Origin of the sequence: Paraburkholderia gardini (assembly GCF_907164545.1) — a bacterium.
GTDB lineage: Bacteria > Pseudomonadota > Gammaproteobacteria > Burkholderiales > Burkholderiaceae > Paraburkholderia > Paraburkholderia gardini.
The window spans coordinates 14,992-34,258 of sequence record NZ_CAJQZB010000039.1 but is presented as its reverse complement, the minus strand read 5'-3'; the positions used below and the strand labels follow the sequence as shown (position 1 = coordinate 34,258).

General features: G+C 63.5%; 16 protein-coding genes. 1 reads left to right on the top strand and 15 read right to left on the bottom strand.

Annotation, left to right across the window (positions count from 1 at the left end; genetic code table 11):
* Window positions 1–14: 14 nt before the first annotated feature.
* The 4 genes from LPA37_RS22740 to secA all read right to left on the bottom strand — a co-directional run bounded on the left by LPA37_RS22740 (window position 15) and on the right by secA (window position 5,585).
* Window positions 15–446: an NUDIX domain-containing protein gene (locus tag LPA37_RS22740; protein WP_228983219.1), complete on the bottom strand. Its 432-nt coding sequence runs from the start codon at window positions 444–446 to the stop codon at window positions 15–17.
* Window positions 443–1,336, bottom strand: coding sequence for an ATP-binding protein (locus LPA37_RS22735; RefSeq protein WP_228983221.1), 894 nt, complete (start codon window positions 1,334–1,336; stop codon window positions 443–445). Before LPA37_RS22735 ends, LPA37_RS22740 begins: the two co-directional genes overlap by 4 nt.
* A gap of 24 nt (window positions 1,337–1,360) precedes the next feature.
* Window positions 1,361–2,602 carry a bifunctional glutamate N-acetyltransferase/amino-acid acetyltransferase ArgJ gene (gene argJ / locus LPA37_RS22730; RefSeq protein ID WP_229013785.1) on the bottom strand — a complete coding sequence of 414 codons (1,242 nt, stop codon included), beginning with the start codon at window positions 2,600–2,602 and terminating at the stop codon, window positions 1,361–1,363.
* 172 nt (window positions 2,603–2,774) lie between these two features.
* On the bottom strand, window positions 2,775–5,585 hold the full coding sequence (secA, locus tag LPA37_RS22725) for a preprotein translocase subunit SecA (RefSeq protein ID WP_229013784.1): 2,811 nt from the start codon (window positions 5,583–5,585) through the stop codon (window positions 2,775–2,777).
* A gap of 303 nt (window positions 5,586–5,888) precedes the next feature.
* Here secA and LPA37_RS22720 point away from each other — a divergent pair, with 303 nt between their 5' ends.
* Entirely contained in the window at window positions 5,889–6,386 is a 498-nt protein-coding gene (locus LPA37_RS22720) for a DUF721 domain-containing protein (protein ID WP_228983231.1), read from the top strand.
* Between the two features lie 78 nt (window positions 6,387–6,464).
* Here the strand turns inward: LPA37_RS22720 and lpxC are convergent, their stop codons facing one another.
* From lpxC to mraY, 11 genes are all read right to left on the bottom strand, one after another.
* Complete coding sequence (gene lpxC, locus LPA37_RS22715; RefSeq protein ID WP_228983234.1) at window positions 6,465–7,382, bottom strand: UDP-3-O-acyl-N-acetylglucosamine deacetylase; 918 nt, start codon at window positions 7,380–7,382, stop codon at window positions 6,465–6,467.
* A 275-nt stretch (window positions 7,383–7,657) separates the two neighbouring features.
* Window positions 7,658–8,161, bottom strand: a complete 504-nt coding sequence (locus LPA37_RS22710; RefSeq protein ID WP_229013783.1) for a peroxiredoxin — start codon at window positions 8,159–8,161, stop codon at window positions 7,658–7,660.
* A 223-nt stretch (window positions 8,162–8,384) separates the two neighbouring features.
* Window positions 8,385–9,584: a cell division protein FtsZ gene (gene ftsZ / locus LPA37_RS22705; RefSeq protein ID WP_228983239.1), complete on the bottom strand. Its 1,200-nt coding sequence runs from the start codon at window positions 9,582–9,584 to the stop codon at window positions 8,385–8,387.
* 171 nt (window positions 9,585–9,755) lie between these two features.
* Window positions 9,756–10,988: a cell division protein FtsA gene (gene ftsA, locus LPA37_RS22700; protein WP_228983244.1), complete on the bottom strand. Its 1,233-nt coding sequence runs from the start codon at window positions 10,986–10,988 to the stop codon at window positions 9,756–9,758.
* 27 nt (window positions 10,989–11,015) lie between these two features.
* Entirely contained in the window at window positions 11,016–11,768 is a 753-nt protein-coding gene (locus tag LPA37_RS22695) for a cell division protein FtsQ/DivIB (RefSeq protein WP_228983247.1), read from the bottom strand.
* Between the two features lie 9 nt (window positions 11,769–11,777).
* Complete coding sequence (locus LPA37_RS22690; RefSeq protein WP_229013782.1) at window positions 11,778–12,722, bottom strand: D-alanine--D-alanine ligase; 945 nt, start codon at window positions 12,720–12,722, stop codon at window positions 11,778–11,780.
* A gap of 1 nt (window position 12,723) precedes the next feature.
* A complete protein-coding gene (gene murC, locus LPA37_RS22685) occupies window positions 12,724–14,115 on the bottom strand; it encodes a UDP-N-acetylmuramate--L-alanine ligase (RefSeq protein WP_228983254.1) in 1,392 nt (463 codons plus the stop codon).
* Entirely contained in the window at window positions 14,112–15,233 is a 1,122-nt protein-coding gene (murG, locus tag LPA37_RS22680; protein ID WP_229013781.1) for an undecaprenyldiphospho-muramoylpentapeptide beta-N-acetylglucosaminyltransferase, read from the bottom strand. Before murG ends, murC begins: the two co-directional genes overlap by 4 nt.
* Window positions 15,230–16,498 carry a putative lipid II flippase FtsW gene (gene ftsW, locus LPA37_RS22675; protein WP_228983259.1) on the bottom strand — a complete coding sequence of 423 codons (1,269 nt, stop codon included), beginning with the start codon at window positions 16,496–16,498 and terminating at the stop codon, window positions 15,230–15,232. The genes murG and ftsW overlap by 4 nt, the downstream gene beginning before the upstream one ends.
* Window positions 16,495–18,036: a UDP-N-acetylmuramoyl-L-alanine--D-glutamate ligase gene (gene murD, locus LPA37_RS22670; protein ID WP_229013780.1), complete on the bottom strand. Its 1,542-nt coding sequence runs from the start codon at window positions 18,034–18,036 to the stop codon at window positions 16,495–16,497. Before murD ends, ftsW begins: the two co-directional genes overlap by 4 nt.
* A 56-nt stretch (window positions 18,037–18,092) precedes the next feature.
* Window positions 18,093–19,262: a phospho-N-acetylmuramoyl-pentapeptide-transferase gene (gene mraY / locus LPA37_RS22665; RefSeq protein WP_229013779.1), complete on the bottom strand. Its 1,170-nt coding sequence runs from the start codon at window positions 19,260–19,262 to the stop codon at window positions 18,093–18,095.
* Window positions 19,263–19,267 lie beyond the last annotated feature (5 nt).

Genomic DNA, 19,267 nt, shown 5'->3' with positions numbered 1-19,267 from the left:
CACGCAGGTTCGCATTACTTCTCCGCGGCCAGCCATTCCAGCACCGGAATGGTGGCAGGCAGCAGCGGTGAGACTTCGGCGGGCAACGCCTGCCAGACGAAGGCCTGACCTTCGCGTCCGTGCGGCTCACCCTCCCATCCGGTCACCTTGCAGAAATAGAGCCGCACGTACGCGTGCGGATAGTCGTGTTCGAGCGTATGCCAGCGATGGCTCGCGTTCACGACGATCCCGAGTTCCTCGTGCAGTTCGCGGGCGAGCGCGGCTTCGACCGATTCGCCCGGCTCCAGCTTCCCGCCTGGAAACTCCCAGTAGCCTTCGTACGGCTTGCCTGCGGGCCGCTGCGCCAGCAGGTAGCGCCCGTCCGGCTGCACCAGCACGCCGACCGCGACTTCGGTGACCGGCCGCGCAGTGCCCGCGTTGCCGGCAACGTCAGCGGCGGCGGTCATACGCCCTCTGCCGACGCCCGCGGCGCCTGGGACTTACGCCCCGACCAGTCGCGCGCGAACTGCCACGCCACCCGGCCCGAACGCGAACCGCGCTCTAGCGCCCAGACGAGCGCGTCGCCGCGCGCCGCTTCGACCTCGGCGTCGGCGCAACCGAAATGGCGCAGCCAGTGGCCGACGATCGCCAGGTAATCGTCCTGTTTGAACGGATAGAAACTCACCCACAGGCCGAAGCGCTCCGACAGCGAAATCTTTTCCTCGACCACTTCGCCTGGATGGATTTCGCCATCGGACGTGTGCTTGTACGTCTCGTTGTCGCTCATGTACTCGGGCAGCAGGTGGCGACGGTTCGAGGTCGCGTAGATCAGCACGTTGTCCGATTGCGCGGCCACCGAGCCGTCGAGCGCCACCTTTAGCGCCTTGTAGCCCGACTCGCCCTCTTCGAACGAGAGATCGTCACAGAACACAATGAACCGCTCCGGACGCGACGCGATCAGGTCGACGATGTCGCCGAGATCGTGCAGGTCGTCCTTGTCCACTTCGATCAGGCGCAGACCGTCTTTGGCGTGCGCGTTCAGGCAGGCCTTGATCAGCGACGACTTGCCCGTGCCGCGTGCGCCCGTCAGCAACACGTTGTTAGCCGGCTGGCTGTGTACGAACTGACGCGTGTTCTGTTCGATCAGCGACTTCTGCCGGTCGATGTTCTGCAGATCGTCGAGCGAGATGGTTGAAATCGACGGCACCGGTTGCAGGTAGCCGCGTCCCTGACGCTTGCGCCAGCGGAATGCAACGGCCGCGGACCAGTCGACATCGAGTGCCGCGGGCGGAAGCATCGCTTCCAGGCGGCCGAGCACCGCTTCGGCGCGCGTCAAAAACTGTTCGAGTTTGTCCATCGTGTATGTGACCCGGTATCAGTATCAGGAACGGTAATCGGCGTTGATGCTGACGTACTCGTGCGAGAGATCGCAGGTCCAGATCGTGGCCCGCGCGTCGCCGCGACCGAGTGCCACGCGAATCGCGATCTCGCTTTTCTTCATCACGCGCTGGCCGTCTTCCTCGCGATAGTCCGGGTTGCGTCCACCGGCTTTCGCGACGAGCACGTCGTCGAGGTAAAGATCGATCCGGTCGACGTCGAGGTCGTTCACGCCTGCATAGCCGATCGCGGCCAGAATCCGGCCGAGGTTCGGGTCCGACGCGTAGAACGCGGTCTTCACGAGCGGCGAATGGCCGATCGCATAAGCGATCTGGCGGCATTCGGCGGTGTCCTTCCCGCCTTCGACGTTCACCGTCATGAACTTCGTCGCGCCCTCGCCATCGCGCACGATAAGTTGCGCGAGCGTCTGCGCGACTTCGGTCACGGCGTCGCGTAGCGCCGCATAGGCGGTGGAATCCGTCGACGTGATCGCCGGCAGGCTCGATTTGCCCGATGCGATGAGGATGAACGAGTCGTTCGTGGACGTATCGCCGTCGATCGTGATGCAGTTGAACGAGCGGTCCGCGACGTGCTTCACGAGCGCGTCGAGCACCGGTTGCGCGACGTTGGCGTCGAACGCAAGGAAGCCGAGCATCGTCGCCATGTTCGGCCTGATCATGCCCGCGCCCTTGCTGATGCCGGTCAGCGTGACCGTGTGGCCGTCGATCGTCACTTGCCGGGACGTGGCTTTCGCGAGCGTGTCGGTCGTCATGATCGACTGCGCGGCGGCGTACCAGTTCGCGGCTTTCCGGTTTGCCAGCGCGGCAGGCAAACCGGCCTTCAGACGGTCGACCGGCAGCGGTTCGAGAATCACACCCGTCGAGAACGGCAGCACCTGCCCGGGCTCGATGTCGGCGAGGCGCGCGAGTTCGACGCAGGTCTCGCGCGCATGCGCGAGGCCTGGCTCGCCTGTGCCGGCGTTCGCATTGCCCGTGTTCACGACGAGCGCGCGAATCGCCTTGCCGCCCGCGCGTACGCGCTCCAGATGCTCACGGCAAACCGTCACCGGCGCAGCGCAAAAACGGTTCTGCGTGAATACGCCCGCGACCGTCGCACCTTCGTCGACGGAAATGACGAGCACGTCCTTGCGGTTCGGCTTGCGAATGTTCGCTTCGGCCCAGCCCAGCGTGACGCCGGCGACGGGATGAAGCTGAGCGGGATCGATCGAGGGGAAATTGACAGCCATGTTGGCGACCTGTCGGAGATGAGCGTGCCGGCGTGGAACCAGCATCGGAAATCAACATGAATGGTCCAGACGAACGTCGGACCACCGGAGAATCAGCCTGCGGCCATTAAAAGGCGCCGGCAAAAACGACCCGGCGCGTGCACCGGTTGTGACGCACGCGCCGTTCTGCAACTCAGGCAATCTTGCCGTGGCACTGCTTGTACTTCTTGCCGCTGCCGCACGGGCACGGATCGTTGCGGCCGACCTTCGGCACGCTATCGCCAGCCAGATGCTGCGAACCCGACGCATGCTGGCCGTGGCTCATCGCATCGCCGATCATGGCGGCGGCAGCCGCAGCAGGTGCCGCCGCCGCGTCACCCGCTTCCGCAAATTCCGCGTGACGGAATTCGGCGTTCTCAAGAACATGGCTGCCCTGGTCTTCGTACTGCTCCGCCGCCTCTTCCAGTTGCTCCGGCGACTGGATCTGCACGTTCATCACAACGCGCGTCACTTCGAGCTTCACGGCGTCGAGCATCGCGGCGAACAGTTCGAACGCTTCGCGCTTGTATTCCTGCTTCGGGTTCTGCTGGGCGTAGCCGCGCAGATGAATGCCCTGGCGCAGGTGATCGAGCGCGGCGAGGTGTTCACGCCAGCTGCGGTCGAGCGTCTGCAGCATGATCGAACGTTCGAACGCGCTAAACGATTCACGACCCACGAGCTCGACCTTGCCTTCGTACGTTTCGTCAGCGGCCGCAGTGACGGCTTCGAGAATTTCGTCGGCATCGATCGACTTCGACTCGTTGATCATCTCCTGAATGGCGAGATCGAGCTGCCATTCGTTGCGCAGCACTTCTTCGAGCTCAGGCACATCCCACTGTTCTTCGATGCTGCCCGCCGGTACGAACTGGTGAACGATGTCGGCAATCACGCCATGACGCATCGCGCCGATCGTCTCGGTAATGTCGTGCGCTTCCAGCAACTCGTTACGCTGCTGATAGATCACCTTGCGCTGGTCGTTCGACACGTCGTCGTATTCGAGCAGTTGCTTGCGGATATCGAAGTTGCGCGCTTCAACCTTGCGCTGCGCCGATTCGATCGACCGCGTGACGATGCCCGCTTCGATCGCCTCGCCTTCCGGCATTTTCAGACGGTCCATGATCGAGCGCACGCGGTCGCCCGCGAAAATGCGCAGCAGTGAATCGTCCAGCGACAGATAGAAGCGCGATGAACCCGGATCGCCCTGACGGCCGGCACGGCCGCGCAGCTGGTTGTCGATCCGGCGCGATTCGTGACGCTCGGTGCCGATGATGTGCAGGCCGCCCGCGGCCTTCACTTCGTCGTGCAACGTCTGCCACTCATCGTGCAGTTGCTGGATGCGACGCGCCTTTTCGTCGGCGGAAATCGATTCGTCGAGTTCGAGGAACATGGCCTGCTTTTCGGCATTGCCGCCCAGCACGATGTCGGTACCGCGGCCGGCCATGTTGGTTGCAATCGTCACGCGCTTCGGACGGCCGGCTTCCGCAACGATCTCGGCTTCACGCGCGTGCTGCTTCGCGTTCAGCACTTCGTGCGGCAAACCGGCCTTGGTCAGCAGGTTCGACAGCAGTTCGGAATTCTCGATCGACGTCGTGCCGACCAGTACCGGCTGGCTACGTTCATAGCATTCGCGAATATCACGGATGACGGCGTCGTAACGCTCCTTCGCCGTCTTGTAGATCTGATCCTGCTTGTCGATCCGCTTCGGCGGACGGTTCGTCGGAATGACGACCGTTTCGAGCCCGTAAATCTCATTGAATTCGAACGCTTCGGTATCGGCCGTGCCGGTCATGCCGGACAGCTTCGCGTACATGCGGAAATAGTTCTGGAACGTGATCGAAGCGAGCGTCTGGTTTTCGCTCTGGATCTTGACGTGTTCCTTCGCCTCGACGGCCTGGTGCAGCCCGTCTGACCAGCGGCGGCCCGACATCAGACGGCCGGTGAACTCGTCGACGATCACAACTTCGTTGTTCTGCACGACGTAGTGCTGGTCCTTGAAGAACAGCGTGTGTGCGCGCAACGCCGCGTACACGTGGTGCATCAATGTGATGTTCTGTGCCGCGTACAGGCTTTCGCCCTCGCCAATCAGACCCCACTCGGCGAGCAGACGCTCGGCCTTTTCGTGGCCCGATTCGGTGAGGAACACCTGACGTGCTTTCTCGTCAAGCGTGTAGTCGCCCGGCTTTTCGACACCCGTACCATCGGCCTTTTCTTCTCCGATCTGGCGCTCGAGCAGCGGCGGCAGCGCGTCCATGCGCACGTAGAGCTCGGTGTGATCTTCAGCCTGCCCCGAAATGATCAGCGGCGTACGCGCTTCGTCGATCAGGATCGAGTCCACTTCGTCGACGACGGCGAAATTCAGGGCCCGCTGCACGCGCGCATCGGTCTCGTAGACCATGTTGTCGCGCAGGTAGTCGAAGCCGAATTCGTTGTTCGTACCGTACGTGATGTCCGACCCGTAAGCCTCCTGCTTCGCGTCGTGGTCCATCTGCGACAGGTTGATGCCCACCGACAGACCGAGGAAGTTGTACAGGCGCGCCATCCATTCGGCGTCGCGCTGTGCAAGGTAATCGTTCACCGTCACGACGTGCACGCCGCGTCCGGAGAGCGCGTTCAGGTAGACCGGCAGCGTCGCGACGAGCGTCTTGCCTTCGCCGGTGCGCATTTCCGCGATCTTGCCGTAATGCAGGACCATGCCGCCGACCAGCTGCACGTCGAAGTGCCGCATATGCAGCACGCGTTTGCTCGCTTCGCGGCAGACGGCGAACGCTTCCGGCAGCAGCTTGTCGAGCGATTCGCCGCTCGCGAGGCGCTGTCGGAACTCACCGGTTTTGGCGCGCAACTGGTCGTCCGTCAACTGCTCGATCTGCGGTTCGAGCGCATTGATCGACGCGACGGTCTTTTGATATTGCTTGACGAGCCGCTGGTTGCGGCTGCCAAAAATCTTTTGTAGAAAACCGGTGGTCATCGGATCGGTGTCTGCGTCGCGGCTGCGGCCGGACTCGCACGGTGTGCGAGCCCGGAAACGGCGGCCCCGGCGGCTTAGGTCCAGGAGTGAATTCGAATCGGGGATTTTAGCACGCAGGCCCGGCTGCGCCTGTGTCCATGGCGGATTGGCCAGGGGCTACCGCGGCCGCGCGCCTGCAGCCCCCGACGGCGGCCCGGCACGCAAGCCACGGGGTACAATCCGGGCATCACGGCATATGGCAGGCAACATCGCTTCGGCTGCCGCTTTTCCGCCCGTCCTCACCTCGAAAGCTTCCACGAAAATATGAGCCGTTTCTCGTCGTTTTCAAGGCCGTTTTCCAGTCAGAAGGAGGCACGCCGCCCGCAGGCGATCTCCGAAGTGCTCAATCGCACCGACGCGTTCGCCGCCCTGCGCGCCGGCGTCGAGCAGATTGCGGCGCTGGAGCGCGACCTGAAGCAGCTCCTGCCCGATTATCTGGCGACGAGCATCGAGCCCGGTTTCATCAAGGAAGGGGTGCTGACGCTTTTTGCCGCACACAACGCGCTTGCCGCGCGCCTGCGACATCTTGAACCCAGCCTGCTCTCGGATTTGCAGCAGCGCGGCTGGGCCGTCAATTCGCTGCGTATCCGCGTGCGTCCGCAAGCGGTGAAAGAGCCGCCGCCGCCCAAGCAGGCGCGCATGACGGCACGCGGAGCCGAAGCGCTGCACGCGCTCAGTGAGACACTCGCGCCCTCGCCGTTGCGGGAAGCGCTGGCGAGAATGGCGGCCCGGCATCGCGTCAGCCGCGAGCCAAAAAAATAGGCGACCCCGAAGGGCCGCCTGTTTCCGCACTCATTCCGTCAAACGCGCTGGCGGCGGTACTGAACCGCCCTGCCGCAATCAGGCAAACGCCGTTTGCGTATCGTAGGCGAAGCCGCGCGGAGCCTGCTGCGGATCGTTGAACGTGACGATTTCGTACGAATCCTCGTGCGCCAGCAATTCACGCAGCAACTGGTTGTTCAGACCGTGCCCCGATTTGTATGCGTTGTACGAAGCCAGCAGCGGATGGCCCACCACGTACAGGTCGCCGATCGCGTCGAGCATCTTGTGTTTCACGAATTCGTCGTCGTAACGCAGGCCGTCGTTGTTCAGGATGCGGTATTCGTCGAGTACGATCGCGTTGTCCATGCTGCCGCCGCGCGCGAGACCCAGCTCACGCATCATTTCGACTTCGTGCGCAAAACCAAACGTACGTGCACGGGCGATTTCACGCACATACGACGTATTCGCGAAATCGACTTCGAGCGCCTGGCCGGTCTTGTCGACGGCCGGATGACGGAAATCGATCGTAAACTTCAGTTTGAAGCCAAAAAACGGCTCCAGACGGGCAAATTTGTCACCGTCGCGGATTTCGACCGGCTTCGTTACCTTGATGAATTTCTTCGCGGCGTTCTGTTCTTCCACGCCCGCCGACTGGATCAGGAACACGAACGACGCCGCGCTGCCGTCCATGATCGGGATTTCCTCGGCGGTGACGTCGACATACAGGTTGTCGATGCCGAGACCCGCGCACGCCGACATCAAATGCTCGATCGTCGAGACCCGCGCGCCGTCTTTCTGCAATACCGAAGCAAGACGCGTATCGCCGATCGCCATGGCCTGCGCAGGAATCTCCACCGGCGTGGCCAGATCCACACGCGTGAACACGATGCCCGTATCCGGACCCGCCGGACGGAGCGTCAGGTCGACCTTGCGGCCCGAATGCAAGCCGATGCCGACCGTCTTGACGATCGATTTGATTGTGCGCTGCTTCAACATAATGGTCTTCTATTCGATTGAAAATCCCAATCGGGACTTTTTATTCCATAGCGCGAATTATACTCCATCAACCCCACATCGGGTTTTCACTGAACGTATCAATCTGTTTCCCATCGTTACTTCACAGGAACCGCGCGGAAAGCGTGACGGGCCGACGCCCGGAACGGAGGCGTTTCCGGACATCGGCCCGCGTAACGGCCGGTCACAAAAGCGTCATTTTGTCGTTGCCTGCCTGCAACATTCGCAGGACGAGGCGACAAAACAGGCCCTCGCGGCTAGCTCAACGTGGCAAGAATACTCGCTGCATCGCTGACTTCGAACTTGCCGGGTGCCTCGACGTTCAGCGTCTTGACCACGCCGTCGTCGACCACCATGGCGTAGCGTTGGGAACGGATTCCCATGCCACGCGCCGACAGATCCTGCTCCAGACCAAGCGCCCGCGTGAAAGCCGCACTTCCGTCCGCCATCATGCGCACCTTGCCCGAGGTGTGCTGATCGCGCGCCCACGCGCCCATGACGAACGCGTCGTTGACGGACACACACCAGATCTCGTCGACACCAGCCGCCTGAAACGCGGCAGCGTGTTCGACATAACCCGGCACGTGCTTCGCCGAACAGGTCGGCGTGAACGCGCCCGGCAATCCGAAGATCACCACGCGCTTTCCCGCGGTCTGCTCGCGCACGTCGAAGCTGTTGGGCCCGATCGTGCAGCCTTCGCGCTCGTCGTCGATCAATTCGTAGACGATTGCGTCCGGCAGCTTTTCACCCACCTGAATCATGCTCAGTCCTTTACATCGATGCGGCTTGCATCCGCACGTTTTCGTGTCGCAGTGAACCTGACTTTCGCCGACAGTTGCCCGATCCGCTTCGCGAATACGAAGAGGGCATCTGTCCCCGCCACGTATCTGACGAAACGCGGCCTTGTTCGCCGTTCACCCGCCACGCCCGTGCATATCGCTGCTGGCACGCATCAACCGTGCCGCAGCACAGCCCAGCCCGCGGTTAATCCGCCTGCTTGCGCAGGAACGCCGGGATATCGTACGTGTCGACGCCCTTTTCCTGCAGCGCCTGCACGTGCGAAGCCGCCGTATCACGCGACGTACGCCATACAGCCGGCGTATCCAGCGAACCGTAATCGGCCGCGCCCGTGTGATGCTGTTGCGACGCGAACGCGTGCGCATGACCGCCGACCGGCTGGTTATCGGTGCCGGTACGCAGCAGCGTCATCGGTGCCGATTGCTGCTTCTTCGCCGCACGGCCGAGACCCGTTGCCACCACCGTCACGCGCAGCGCGTCGCCCATTGCATCATCGTAGACCGCGCCAAAAATCACGGTTGCGTCTTCTGCAGCATAGCTCTTGATCGTGTTCATCACTTCGCGCGTTTCGGACAGACGCAGCGAACGGCTCGACGTGATGTTCACCAGCACGCCACGCGCGCCCGACAGGTCCACCCCTTCCAGCAGCGGGCTGGCAACCGCCTGCTCGGCCGCGAGACGCGCGCGATCGACGCCGGCAACCGTCGCCGTGCCCATCATCGCCTTACCCTGCTCGCCCATCACCGTCTTCACGTCTTCAAAGTCGACGTTCACCAGACCGTCTACGTTGATGATTTCCGCGATACCGGCGACTGCGTTGTTCAGAACATCATCTGCGCACTGGAAGCATTTATCCATCTCGGCGTCATCGCCCATCACCTCGAACAGCTTGTCGTTCAGAACGACGATCAGCGAGTCGACGTGATCCTCCAGTTGCTGCGAACCGGCTTCTGCCACACGCATCCGCTTGCCGCCTTCAAATTCGAACGGCTTGCTGACGACGCCCACAGTCAAAATGCCCATCTCCTTGGCGATCTGCGCCACGACCGGAGCCGCGCCCGTGCCCGTGCCGCCGCCCATGCCCGCGGTGATGAACACCATGTGCGCGCCGCGCAGTGCATCGGCGATGCGCTCCCGTGCTTCTTCTGCTGCCGAACGGCCCATTTCCGGCTTGGCGCCCGCGCCGAGACCGGTGTTGCCGAGCTGGATCACAGCCGTGGCGCGCGAACGCGACAGGGCCTGTGCATCCGTGTTCATCACGATGAAGTCGACGCCTTGCACGCCGCGGTTGATCATATGCTGAACGGCATTGCCGCCAGCCCCACCTACGCCAACCACCTTGATGATGGTGCCGTTGGTTTCGGTTTCCAGCATCTGGAATTCCATGTTGCCTCCGTCAAGAAAAAATGTACTGCCGTCAGGCAGCTACTCGGCCGTTATTCGGCAGGAGATCGGGCAACCTCCTGTCGCGCGCCAGCCGCCGGCACCAGCGCGTATTACTGAAAATCTCCCTGCACACCGCGCCCCGGAATCCGCATCTGAACCCGGGGTGCTGCGTTAAAAGTTGCCGAGGAACCAGTCTTTCATCCGTCCGAGCACCTGGCCCATCGAACCTGACTGCACCGCGACCTTGCGACCGCGCATGCGTTGCGCACGGCCTTCGACGAGCAGCCCCATCGCCGTCGAATAACGCGGATTGCGCACCACGTCAGCAAGGCCACCCGCGTATTCCGGCGCACCGATGCGCACCGGCTTCAGGAAAATGTCCTCGCCGAGTTCGACCATGCCCGGCATCATCGCCGCGCCGCCGGTCAACACGACGCCGGAACTCAGCAGTTCCTCGTAACCCGACTCGCGCACCACCTGCTGCACGAGCGAAAACAGCTCCTCGACGCGCGGCTCGACGACCGCCGCCAGCGCCTGGCGCGACAGCGTGCGCGGACCGCGCTCGCCGAGCCCCGGCACTTCGATCATTTCGTCCGGATCGGCGAGTGCCTGTTTCGCGATGCCGTAATCGACCTTGATGTCCTCCGCGTCCGGCGTCGGCGTGCGCAGCGCCATCGCGATGTCGCTCGTGATCTGGTCGCCGGCGATCGGAATCACCGCGGTGTGACGGATCGCGCCTTCACTGAAAATCGCGATGTCGGTCGTGCCGCCGCCGATGTCGACCAGCACCACGCCCAGCTCTTTTTCGTCTTCCGTCAGCACCGCCAGCGACGACGCCAGCGGCTGCAGGATCAGATCGTTCACTTCGAGGCCGCAGCGGCGCACGCACTTGACGATGTTCTGCGCCGCGCTCACCGCACCCGTCACGATGTGCACCTTCACTTCGAGGCGAATGCCGCTCATGCCGATCGGCTCGCGCACATCTTCCTGGCCGTCGATGATGAATTCCTGCGTCAGGATGTGCAGCACCTGCTGATCGGTCGGGATATTGATCGCCTTCGCCGTCTCGATCACGCGCGCCACATCCGTCTGCGTGACTTCCTTTTCCTTGATCGCCACCATGCCGCTCGAATTGAAGCTGCGGATATGGCTGCCGGCGATTCCGGTGAATACGTTTGTGATCTTGCAATCGGCCATCAGTTCAGCTTCTTCGAGCGCGCGCTGAATCGATTGCACCGTGGCCTCGATGTTCACCACGACGCCTTTCTTGAGCCCCTTCGATTCGCTCTGGCCGAGGCCGATCACTTCGTAGTGACCTTCGCCTTTCAGCTCGGCGACGATGGCCACCACCTTCGACGTCCCGATGTCGAGGGAGACCAGCAGATCTTTATAGTCTTTACTCATAGCGTGCTCATTGCGTGTGATGTCCGTTTACTTCTTGCCCTTGTCGGGTTCGCTGATAAAGCGCATGCCTGCTGCGCGAATCGCGAAACCGTTCGGATAGCGCAAGTCCGCATACTCAATATCGTTCCCCCAACGTTGCGTCACCGCGCCCCACGCCGCGGTCAACCGGCGCGAGCGATCCAGGAGCGTGTCCTGATTGCGTTCGCGTCCAAGCTCCACCTGCATGCCGTTCGACAACTTCACCGTCCACGCATAACGCGGCGACAGCGTCACTTCTTCCGGCGTCGCGCCCAGCGGCGCAAACCACGTCTTGAAGTCCCGATAACGCGAGACCACTTCCTTCGCCGTGCCGTCCGGACCATCGAAGGCAGGCAGTTCCTGCTCCAGTTCGCCCTGGTTCGCGGTGAACAGATCGCCGTCGACACTGACAAGCTGATCGCTGCCCCACGTCCCGAGCGGTTTGTACTCCTCCAGCGTGACAGCCAGCGCGTTCGGCCAGACGCGCCGCACGCTCGCGTGACGCACCCACGGCATCTGCTCGAACGCCTGACGCGCCGTGTCCAGATCGACCGTGAAGTAATTGCCCTTCAACCGGCCGACCACACCCGCGCGCACCGTCGGCGAATTGATGTGCTCGGTGTCGCCGTCGATCCGGATTTCGCGCAGCGCGAAGCCCGGGCGCTGGATCATCCAGTAACCGCCTGCCGCCAGCAGCACGAGCACCAGCAACGCATGCAGTGCGTTGGAGGCGAGATTGAGCTGGCGAACGTTGTTCCACATGTCTGACCGTTAGTCCTTCAGTGTCAGCGACAACACTTTCACTACCAGTTCCTGGTAGCTGATACCGACCGCGCGCGCCGCCTTCGGCGGCAGCGAGTGATCGGTCATGCCAGGCGCCGTGTTCACTTCGAGGAAATACGGGTTGCCGTCCGCGTCGAGCATGAAATCGGCGCGGCCCCAGTCGGTGCAGCCGAGTACATCGAACGCACGGCGCGCCAGCACTTTCAGGTGCGCTTCGGCGTCCGGCGCGAGGCCGCACGGAATCAGATACTGTGTGTCGTTCGCGACGTACTTCGCGTGATAGTCGTAAAACTCGCCGGCCGGGATGATGCGGATCACCGGCAGATCGAGATCGCCCGCGACGCACGCGGTGTACTCCCCGCCGCCTTCGATGCTCTGTTCGACCACGACGATCCTGTCGAACTTCGCGGCTTCGGCGAGTGCGGCCGGCAGTGCGTCGGCGCGCTTCACCTTGATGACCGCGACGCTCGAGCCTTCGCTCGCCGGCTTCACGAAGAGCGGCAAGCCAAGCTTCGCGACGATTTCAACCGCGCGCGCGTCGTAGTCGTCGCCCCGCAGCACGGCTTCGAACGGCGGCGTCGGCACGCCGAGCTGCTGCCACACGAGCTTCGTGCGGAACTTGTCGAGACCGAGCGCCGAGCCCAGCACGCCGCTACCGGTGTAGCGGATGCCATAGAAATCGAGCGCACCCTGAATCTGGCCGTTTTCACCGTAGCCGCCGTGCAGCGCGTTGAACGCGCGCACAAAACCCTCTTCCTTCAGTGCGGCGAGCCGACGCTCGGCCGGATCGAACGGATGTGCATCCACGCCTGCGTCACGCAGGCCTTGCAGCACGAGACGACCGGAATTGAGCGACACCTCGCGCTCGGCGGAATTCCCGCCGAGAAGGACGGCCACCTTGCCGAATGATTTCGGATCGATATTGCTGCTCATCTCAAACCTTCTGTTCCTGGGCAATCCGACCCGGCACGCCGCCGATCGAACCCGCACCCATCGTGATCACTACGTCGCCGCCGCGCACCACTGCTGCGAGCGCATCCGGCACTTCATCCACCGTTTCGACAAATACCGGCTCGACCTTGCCCGCCACGCGTAGCGCACGCGCGAGCGCGCGGCCGTCGGCGGCGATGATCGGCGCTTCGCCGGCTGCGTAGACTTCGGTCAGAACCAGAGCGTCGACCGTCGACAGCACCTTCACAAAATCCTCGAAGCAGTCGCGCGTGCGCGTGAAGCGGTGCGGCTGAAACGCCAGCACGAGCCGGCGACCGGGGAACGCGCCGCGCGCCGCCGCGACCGTCGCGGCCATTTCGACCGGGTGATGCCCGTAATCGTCGACCAGCGTGTACGTGCCGCCATCCGGCGCCGGTACTTCGCCGTAACGCTGGAAGCGTCGACCGACGCCGTTGAAATCCGCGAGTGCTCGCTGGATATCGGCATCTTTCACTTCAAGTTCAGTCGCAATTGCGATGGCCGCCAATGCGTTCTGCACGTTGTGCGTGCCGGGCAGGTTCAGGACGATGTCGATCGGTGCCGCATCCTCGCGCATGGCGGTGAAATGCATACGTCCGTCTTTCGCTTCGACGTTCACCGCGCGCACCTGCGCGTCGGGCGCGAAACCGTAGCGGATGATCGGCTTCGAGACGAACGGCAGGATTTCCTTGACGTTCGGATCGTCGACGCACAGCACCGCGATCCCGTAGAACGGCAGGCGATGCGTGAACTCGATGAACGCCTGCTTGAGCCGCGCGAAATCGTGGCCGTAGGTGTCCATGTGATCGGCGTCGATGTTCGTGATGACTTCGATCACCGGGAACAGGTTCAGGAACGACGCATCGGATTCATCCGCTTCCGCGACGATGAAATCGCCCGTGCCGAGCCGCGCATTCGCGCCCGCGCTGATCAGCCGCCCGCCGATCACGAACGTCGGATCGAGTCCGCCAGCCGCCAGCACGCTCGCCACGAGCGATGTGGTGGTCGTCTTGCCGTGCGTGCCGGCAATCGCGATGCCCTGCTTCAGGCGCATCAGTTCCGCGAGCATCACCGCGCGCGGCACGATCGGAATGCGCCGGTGACGCGCGGCAAGCACTTCCGGGTTGTCGCTGCGCACCGCCGTCGAAACGACGACGGCGTTCGCACCTTCGATGTTCGCCTCGTCGTGACCGATGGCGACGCGCGCGCCGAGCGTGGCGAGGCGATCGGTCACCGCGTTGCGCGCGAGGTCGGAGCCGCTCACCTGGTAGCCGAGATTGACGAGCACTTCGGCGATGCCGCTCATGCCGGCGCCGCCGATGCCGACAAAGTGAATATGTTTGACGATGTGTTTCATTGTTGCCTTCCTTCCGGGCTCAAGCTCGGGATTACACCCGCCACGGCGGCGCAGATCTGCGCGACCTGTTCAGTGGCATCGGGTTTCGCGAGCGAGCGCGAACGCTCCGCCATGTCCGCAAGGATGTCCCGCGTCTGGCTGCGCAACCAGCCGGCAAGGGTATCCGCCGACAGATCGCGTTGCTGCACGACGAGCGCCGCGCCGTGATCGGCGAGAAACGCTGCGTTGGTTGTCTGGTGATCATCTACTGCGTGCGGGAACGGCACGAAAAACGCCGCCACGCCGACTGCTGCAATTTCCGCCACCGTCATCGCGCCCGAGCGGCAGATCACGAGATCCGCCTTCGCATAGGCCGACGCCATGTCGTCGATAAACGGCACGAGCTGCAGATCGTCGCCCGCCGACAAGCCCGCTTCCGCGTAGTTCGCCTTCAGCGCGTCGATATGCTTCGCGCCCGCCTGATGCACGATGCGCGGACGTTGCTCCGGCGCGAGCAGCGCCAGCGCACGCGGCACGACTTCGTTCAGCGCCGCCGCACCCAGGCTGCCGCCGACGACCAGCACATTCAGCGGACCATTGCGTTGTGCGTAGCGAACTTTGGGTGCCAATGTCAGCGCAAGTTCCTCACGAATCGGGTTACCTGTCCATTCGGCATGGGGCAACGCATCCGGAAACGCGACCAGCACGCGCTTTGCCACTTTCGCGAGCACCTTGTTCGTCAGGCCCGCGATCGAATTCTGTTCGTGCAGCACGAGCGGACGGCCGCTCAACGCGGTCATGAGTCCAGCCGGAAACGTGATGTATCCGCCCATGCCGAGTACAACGTCGGGCTTCACCCGGCGCAGCACGCCTAAACTCTGCGCGCACGCGCGCAGCAGATTCACCGGCAGCATCAGCTTCGTTTTCAGGCCCTTGCCGCGCAGACCGCCGAAGCGCACGAATTCCATCGGGATACCGTGCTTCGGCACGAGCGTCGCTTCCATGCCGGTCGGGTTGCCGAGCCACACGACGCGCCAGCCCCACGCCTGCATCCGGTGCGCGACCGCGAGCCCCGGGAACACGTGTCCCCCGGTGCCGCCGGCCATCACCATGAGCGTGCGCTGTTGCGTCGCGGTCATACTTTTCCTCCGCGCATCAGCACACGATTTTCATAATCAACCCGCATCAGCACCGCCAGCGCGACGCAGTTCAGCAAGATGCCCGAACCGCCATAACTCACGAGCGGCAGCGTCAGACCCTTGGTGGGCAGCAGGCCGAGGTTCACGCCCATGTTGATGAACGTCTGCGCGCCGAACCAGATGCCGATGCCCTTCGCGACGAGCCCCGCGAACGTGCGATCGAGCGCGAGCGCCTGACGGCCGATCTCGAACGAGCGGCGCACGATCCAGTAGAACAGCAGGATCACGATCAGCACACCGACAAAACCCAGTTCCTCGCCGATCACGGCAAGGATGAAGTCGGTATGCGCTTCCGGCAGGTAATTGAGCTTCTCGACGCTGCCGCCGAGGCCGACGCCAAACCATTCGCCTCGTCCGAACGCGATCAGCGAATGCGTCAGCTGATAGGCCTTGCCCTGCGCGTAACGGTCGTCCCATGGATCGAGATACGCGAAGATCCGCTCGCGACGCCACGGCGAAGCCCACACCAGCAGACTGAACGTGCCCACCGCGGTGGCAACGAGGCCGCCGAACAGCTTGCCGTTCACGCCGCCGAGGAACAGCACGCCCATCGCGATCGCCGCGATCACCATGAACGCACCCATGTCCGGCTCGAGCAGCAGCATCGCGCCGACCACGCCGACGGCGAGCGCCATCGGCAGGAAGCCTTTCGCGAAGCTTTGCATGTATTCCTGCTTGCGCACCGTGTAGTTCGCCGCGTAGATCGTCACGGCGAGCTTCATGATTTCCGACGGCTGCATGTTCGTGATGCCGAGCGGAATCCAGCGACGCGCTCCGTTCACGCCCTTGCCGATGTGCGGAATCAGTACGATCACGAGCGTGAACAGCGCGAGCAGGAAGAACTTCGGCGCGTATTTGTCCCACACCGAGATCGGAATCCGGAACGTGATCACGGCCGCGACGGTGGCGACCGCCAGCGAAACCAGATGTCGCACGAGAAACGCGTAGTCGCGATACGCGGCGTACTTCGGCGAGTCAGGCATCGCGATCGACGCCGAATACACCATCACCACGCCGAGACCGAGCAGCGCGATCACGACCCACAGCAGCGAATGGTCGTAGTCGAGCATGCGTGAGCGCAGCGGCCTCACACCATTGACGGCGCTCGCGAGACCACTGCCCGCCGAGCGCGCGGACACCCTTTCGCCGCCGGCGGAGCCGCGTTGTTTCGTGAGGCGGGAGCCGAAGCGTTCGGACCAGCTCATATCATCGTCCCCCGTTCCGCGGCGATTTCCTCGATCGTGCCGCGGAACACGGCGGCACGATGCGCATAACCCTTGAACATGTCGAAGCTCGCGCATGCCGGCGACAGCAGCACGACGTCGCCCGGCTGCGCGAGCGCGCTCGCGGCACGCGTAGCGTCTTCCAGCGTCGCGTAATCAGTGAGCGCGATGCCGGTGTCTTCGAGCGCCGCGCGGATCAGCGGCGCGTCGCGGCCGATCAGCATCACGGCGCGGCACCAGCGCATCACGGGCGCGGCGAGCGGCTCGAATTCCTGGCCCTTGCCGTCGCCGCCTGCGATCAGCACCGCGCGCTGCGCGAGGCCGTCGAGCGCGGCGACCGTCGCGCCAACGTTCGTACCCTTGCTGTCGTCGACGAAATCGACGCCTTCAATCGATGCGATCAGTTCCACGCGATGCGGCTCGCCACGGTATTCGCGCAGGCCGTGCAAAAGCGGTGCGCCCGGCAGGCCGACGGCGCGTGCGAGGGCGAATGCGGCGAGCGCGTTCGCCGCGTTGTGCAGGCCGCGAATGCGCAGCGCGTCGGCGGGCATCAGGCGCTTCAGGGCGATGTCCGGCGGCGTAGCGGTTTCGTTCCTGCGACGGCGCGTGGGTTGCGGCTCGTCGCTGGCGTCGCGGTCGTGGGCCTCGACGAGCCAGTTCATCGCGTTATCGCGCAGCAGACCGTAGTCGCCCGCACGCGTCGGCTCGTTCAGGCCGAACGTGATCACCGGCACGGAGGCGCCTCCCGGGGAGGCTTCCTTCGGGGCGCCTGCGGCGGACGCGAGCGCCATTACACGCGCGTCGTCGCGGTTCAGCACGCGGACCGTTTCCGGCCCGAAGATGCGGCCCTTCGCGGCGGCGTATGCGTCCAGTCCGCCGTGCCAGTCGAGGTGATCCTGGGTGATGTTCAGCACCACGGCCGCATCCGGAGCGAACGTGTGCGCGGTTTCCAGCTGGAAGCTCGACAGTTCGAGCACCCAGATGTCAGGCAGCGCGGTGTTGTCGATCGCTTCGGTGAGTTTGTCGAGCGCGGCCGGACTGATATTGCCCGCGACCGCGACTTTCTTGCCGGCACGTTCGCACAGCAGGCCGGTGAGGCTCGTCGTCGTGGTTTTACCGTTCGTGCCGGTGATGGCGATCACCTTCGGCGCGTAGCCGCTTTCGCCGAGCGTCTTCAGCGCCTGCGCGAAGAACTCGAGCTCACCCCACACTGGAATGTCTTTCTCGCGCGCTTCGTTGATCAGCGGCAGCAGGTCGGCGGCGAGCGGCGACAGGCCCGGACTGATCGCGACCAGTTCCACACCCTCGAGCAATACGGGCGAAAATGGGCCGCCGACAAAGTCGGCATCGATGCCGTGCGCTTCGAGCCCGGACAGGTTCGGCGGCACTTCGCGCGTATCGGCAACGCGCAGCCGGCACCCGTGGCGCGCGCACCAGCGCGCCATCGCGAGACCCGATTCACCGAGTCCCAGCACGAGCACCATCGGCTTTTGCCGATCCCGAAACTTCTCGCCAAACATCGCTTGCTTTCCCTTTATTTCACTTCACCAGCCAGACAGCGACGGGTCATCAACGTTCACCGCAGCTTGAGCGTGGACAGACCGAACAGGCACAACATGAGCGTGATGATCCAGAACCGTACCACCACCTGCGTCTCTTTCCAGCCCGACAGTTCGAAGTGGTGATGCAGCGGCGCCATCTTGAAGAAACGCCGCCCTTCTCCGTAGCGACGCTTCGTGTACTTGAACCAGGTGACCTGCAGGATCACCGACAGCGTTTCCGCGACGAAGATGCCGCCCATGATGAAGAGCACGATTTCCTGGCGCACGATGACCGCGATCGTGCCGAGCGCGCCGCCGAGCGCGAGCGCGCCGACGTCGCCCATGAACATCTGCGCGGGGTGCGTGTTGTACCAGAGGAACGCGAGCCCGGCGCCCCCCATCGCGGAACAGAAGATCAACAGCTCGCCCGCACCGGGAATATGCGGGAACAGCAGATACTTCGAGTAGACCGAGCTGCCCATCACGTAGGCGAACACGCCAAGCGATGCGCCGACCAGCACGACCGGCATGATCACGAGACCGTCGAGACCATCGGTGAGATTCACCGCATTGCTCGCGCCGACGATCACGAGATACGTCAGCAGGATGAAACCCCAGACGCCAAGCGGATAGCTGATCGACTTCACGAACGGCAGCAACAGGTCGGCGCGCGCGGGCAGGCCCATCGACAGACCGCTTCGCACCCACGCCATGAAAAGATCGAACACGCGCACGTTGCTCGCTTCCGACACGCTGAAGGCGAGATAGACCGCCGCGAAAAGCCCGATCACCGACTGCCAGAAGTATTTTTCGCGCGACGACATCCCGCGCGGATCCTTGTGGACGACCTTGCGGTAATCGTCGACCCAGCCGATCACGCCGAAGCCGAACGTGACGAGAATCACGATCCAGATGAAGCGGTTCGTCAGGTCGGCCCACAACAGCGTCGAGACGCCAATGCCGAGCAGGATCAGCACGCCGCCCATCGTCGGCGTACCGGATTTCACGAGGTGAGTCGGCGGGCCGTCTTTACGGACGGCCTGGCCGACCTTCATCGCGGTCAGCTTGCGGATCACGGCCGGGCCGCAGACGAGCCCGATCACGAGCGCGGTAATGGTCGCCGCGACCGCCCGAAAAGTCAGATAACTGAACACGCGCAAAAAGCTTGCGTCATTCTGCAGCCATTGCGCCAGCGCCAGAAGCATGCCTC

Coding starts and splice junctions, on each gene's coding strand:
- LPA37_RS22740 (WP_228983219.1), bottom strand. CDS start 446: ATGACCGCCGCCGCTGACGTTGCCGGCAACGCGGGCACTGCGCGGCCG.
- LPA37_RS22735 (WP_228983221.1), bottom strand. CDS start 1,336: ATGGACAAACTCGAACAGTTTTTGACGCGCGCCGAAGCGGTGCTCGGC.
- argJ (WP_229013785.1), bottom strand. CDS start 2,602: ATGGCTGTCAATTTCCCCTCGATCGATCCCGCTCAGCTTCATCCCGTC.
- secA (WP_229013784.1), bottom strand. CDS start 5,585: ATGACCACCGGTTTTCTACAAAAGATTTTTGGCAGCCGCAACCAGCGG.
- LPA37_RS22720 (WP_228983231.1), top strand. CDS start 5,889: ATGAGCCGTTTCTCGTCGTTTTCAAGGCCGTTTTCCAGTCAGAAGGAG.
- lpxC (WP_228983234.1), bottom strand. CDS start 7,382: ATGTTGAAGCAGCGCACAATCAAATCGATCGTCAAGACGGTCGGCATC.
- LPA37_RS22710 (WP_229013783.1), bottom strand. CDS start 8,161: ATGATTCAGGTGGGTGAAAAGCTGCCGGACGCAATCGTCTACGAATTG.
- ftsZ (WP_228983239.1), bottom strand. CDS start 9,584: ATGGAATTCCAGATGCTGGAAACCGAAACCAACGGCACCATCATCAAG.
- ftsA (WP_228983244.1), bottom strand. CDS start 10,988: ATGAGTAAAGACTATAAAGATCTGCTGGTCTCCCTCGACATCGGGACG.
- LPA37_RS22695 (WP_228983247.1), bottom strand. CDS start 11,768: ATGTGGAACAACGTTCGCCAGCTCAATCTCGCCTCCAACGCACTGCAT.
- LPA37_RS22690 (WP_229013782.1), bottom strand. CDS start 12,722: ATGAGCAGCAATATCGATCCGAAATCATTCGGCAAGGTGGCCGTCCTT.
- murC (WP_228983254.1), bottom strand. CDS start 14,115: ATGAAACACATCGTCAAACATATTCACTTTGTCGGCATCGGCGGCGCC.
- murG (WP_229013781.1), bottom strand. CDS start 15,233: ATGACCGCGACGCAACAGCGCACGCTCATGGTGATGGCCGGCGGCACC.
- ftsW (WP_228983259.1), bottom strand. CDS start 16,498: ATGAGCTGGTCCGAACGCTTCGGCTCCCGCCTCACGAAACAACGCGGC.
- murD (WP_229013780.1), bottom strand. CDS start 18,036: ATGTTTGGCGAGAAGTTTCGGGATCGGCAAAAGCCGATGGTGCTCGTG.
- mraY (WP_229013779.1), bottom strand. CDS start 19,262: ATGCTTCTGGCGCTGGCGCAATGGCTGCAGAATGACGCAAGCTTTTTG.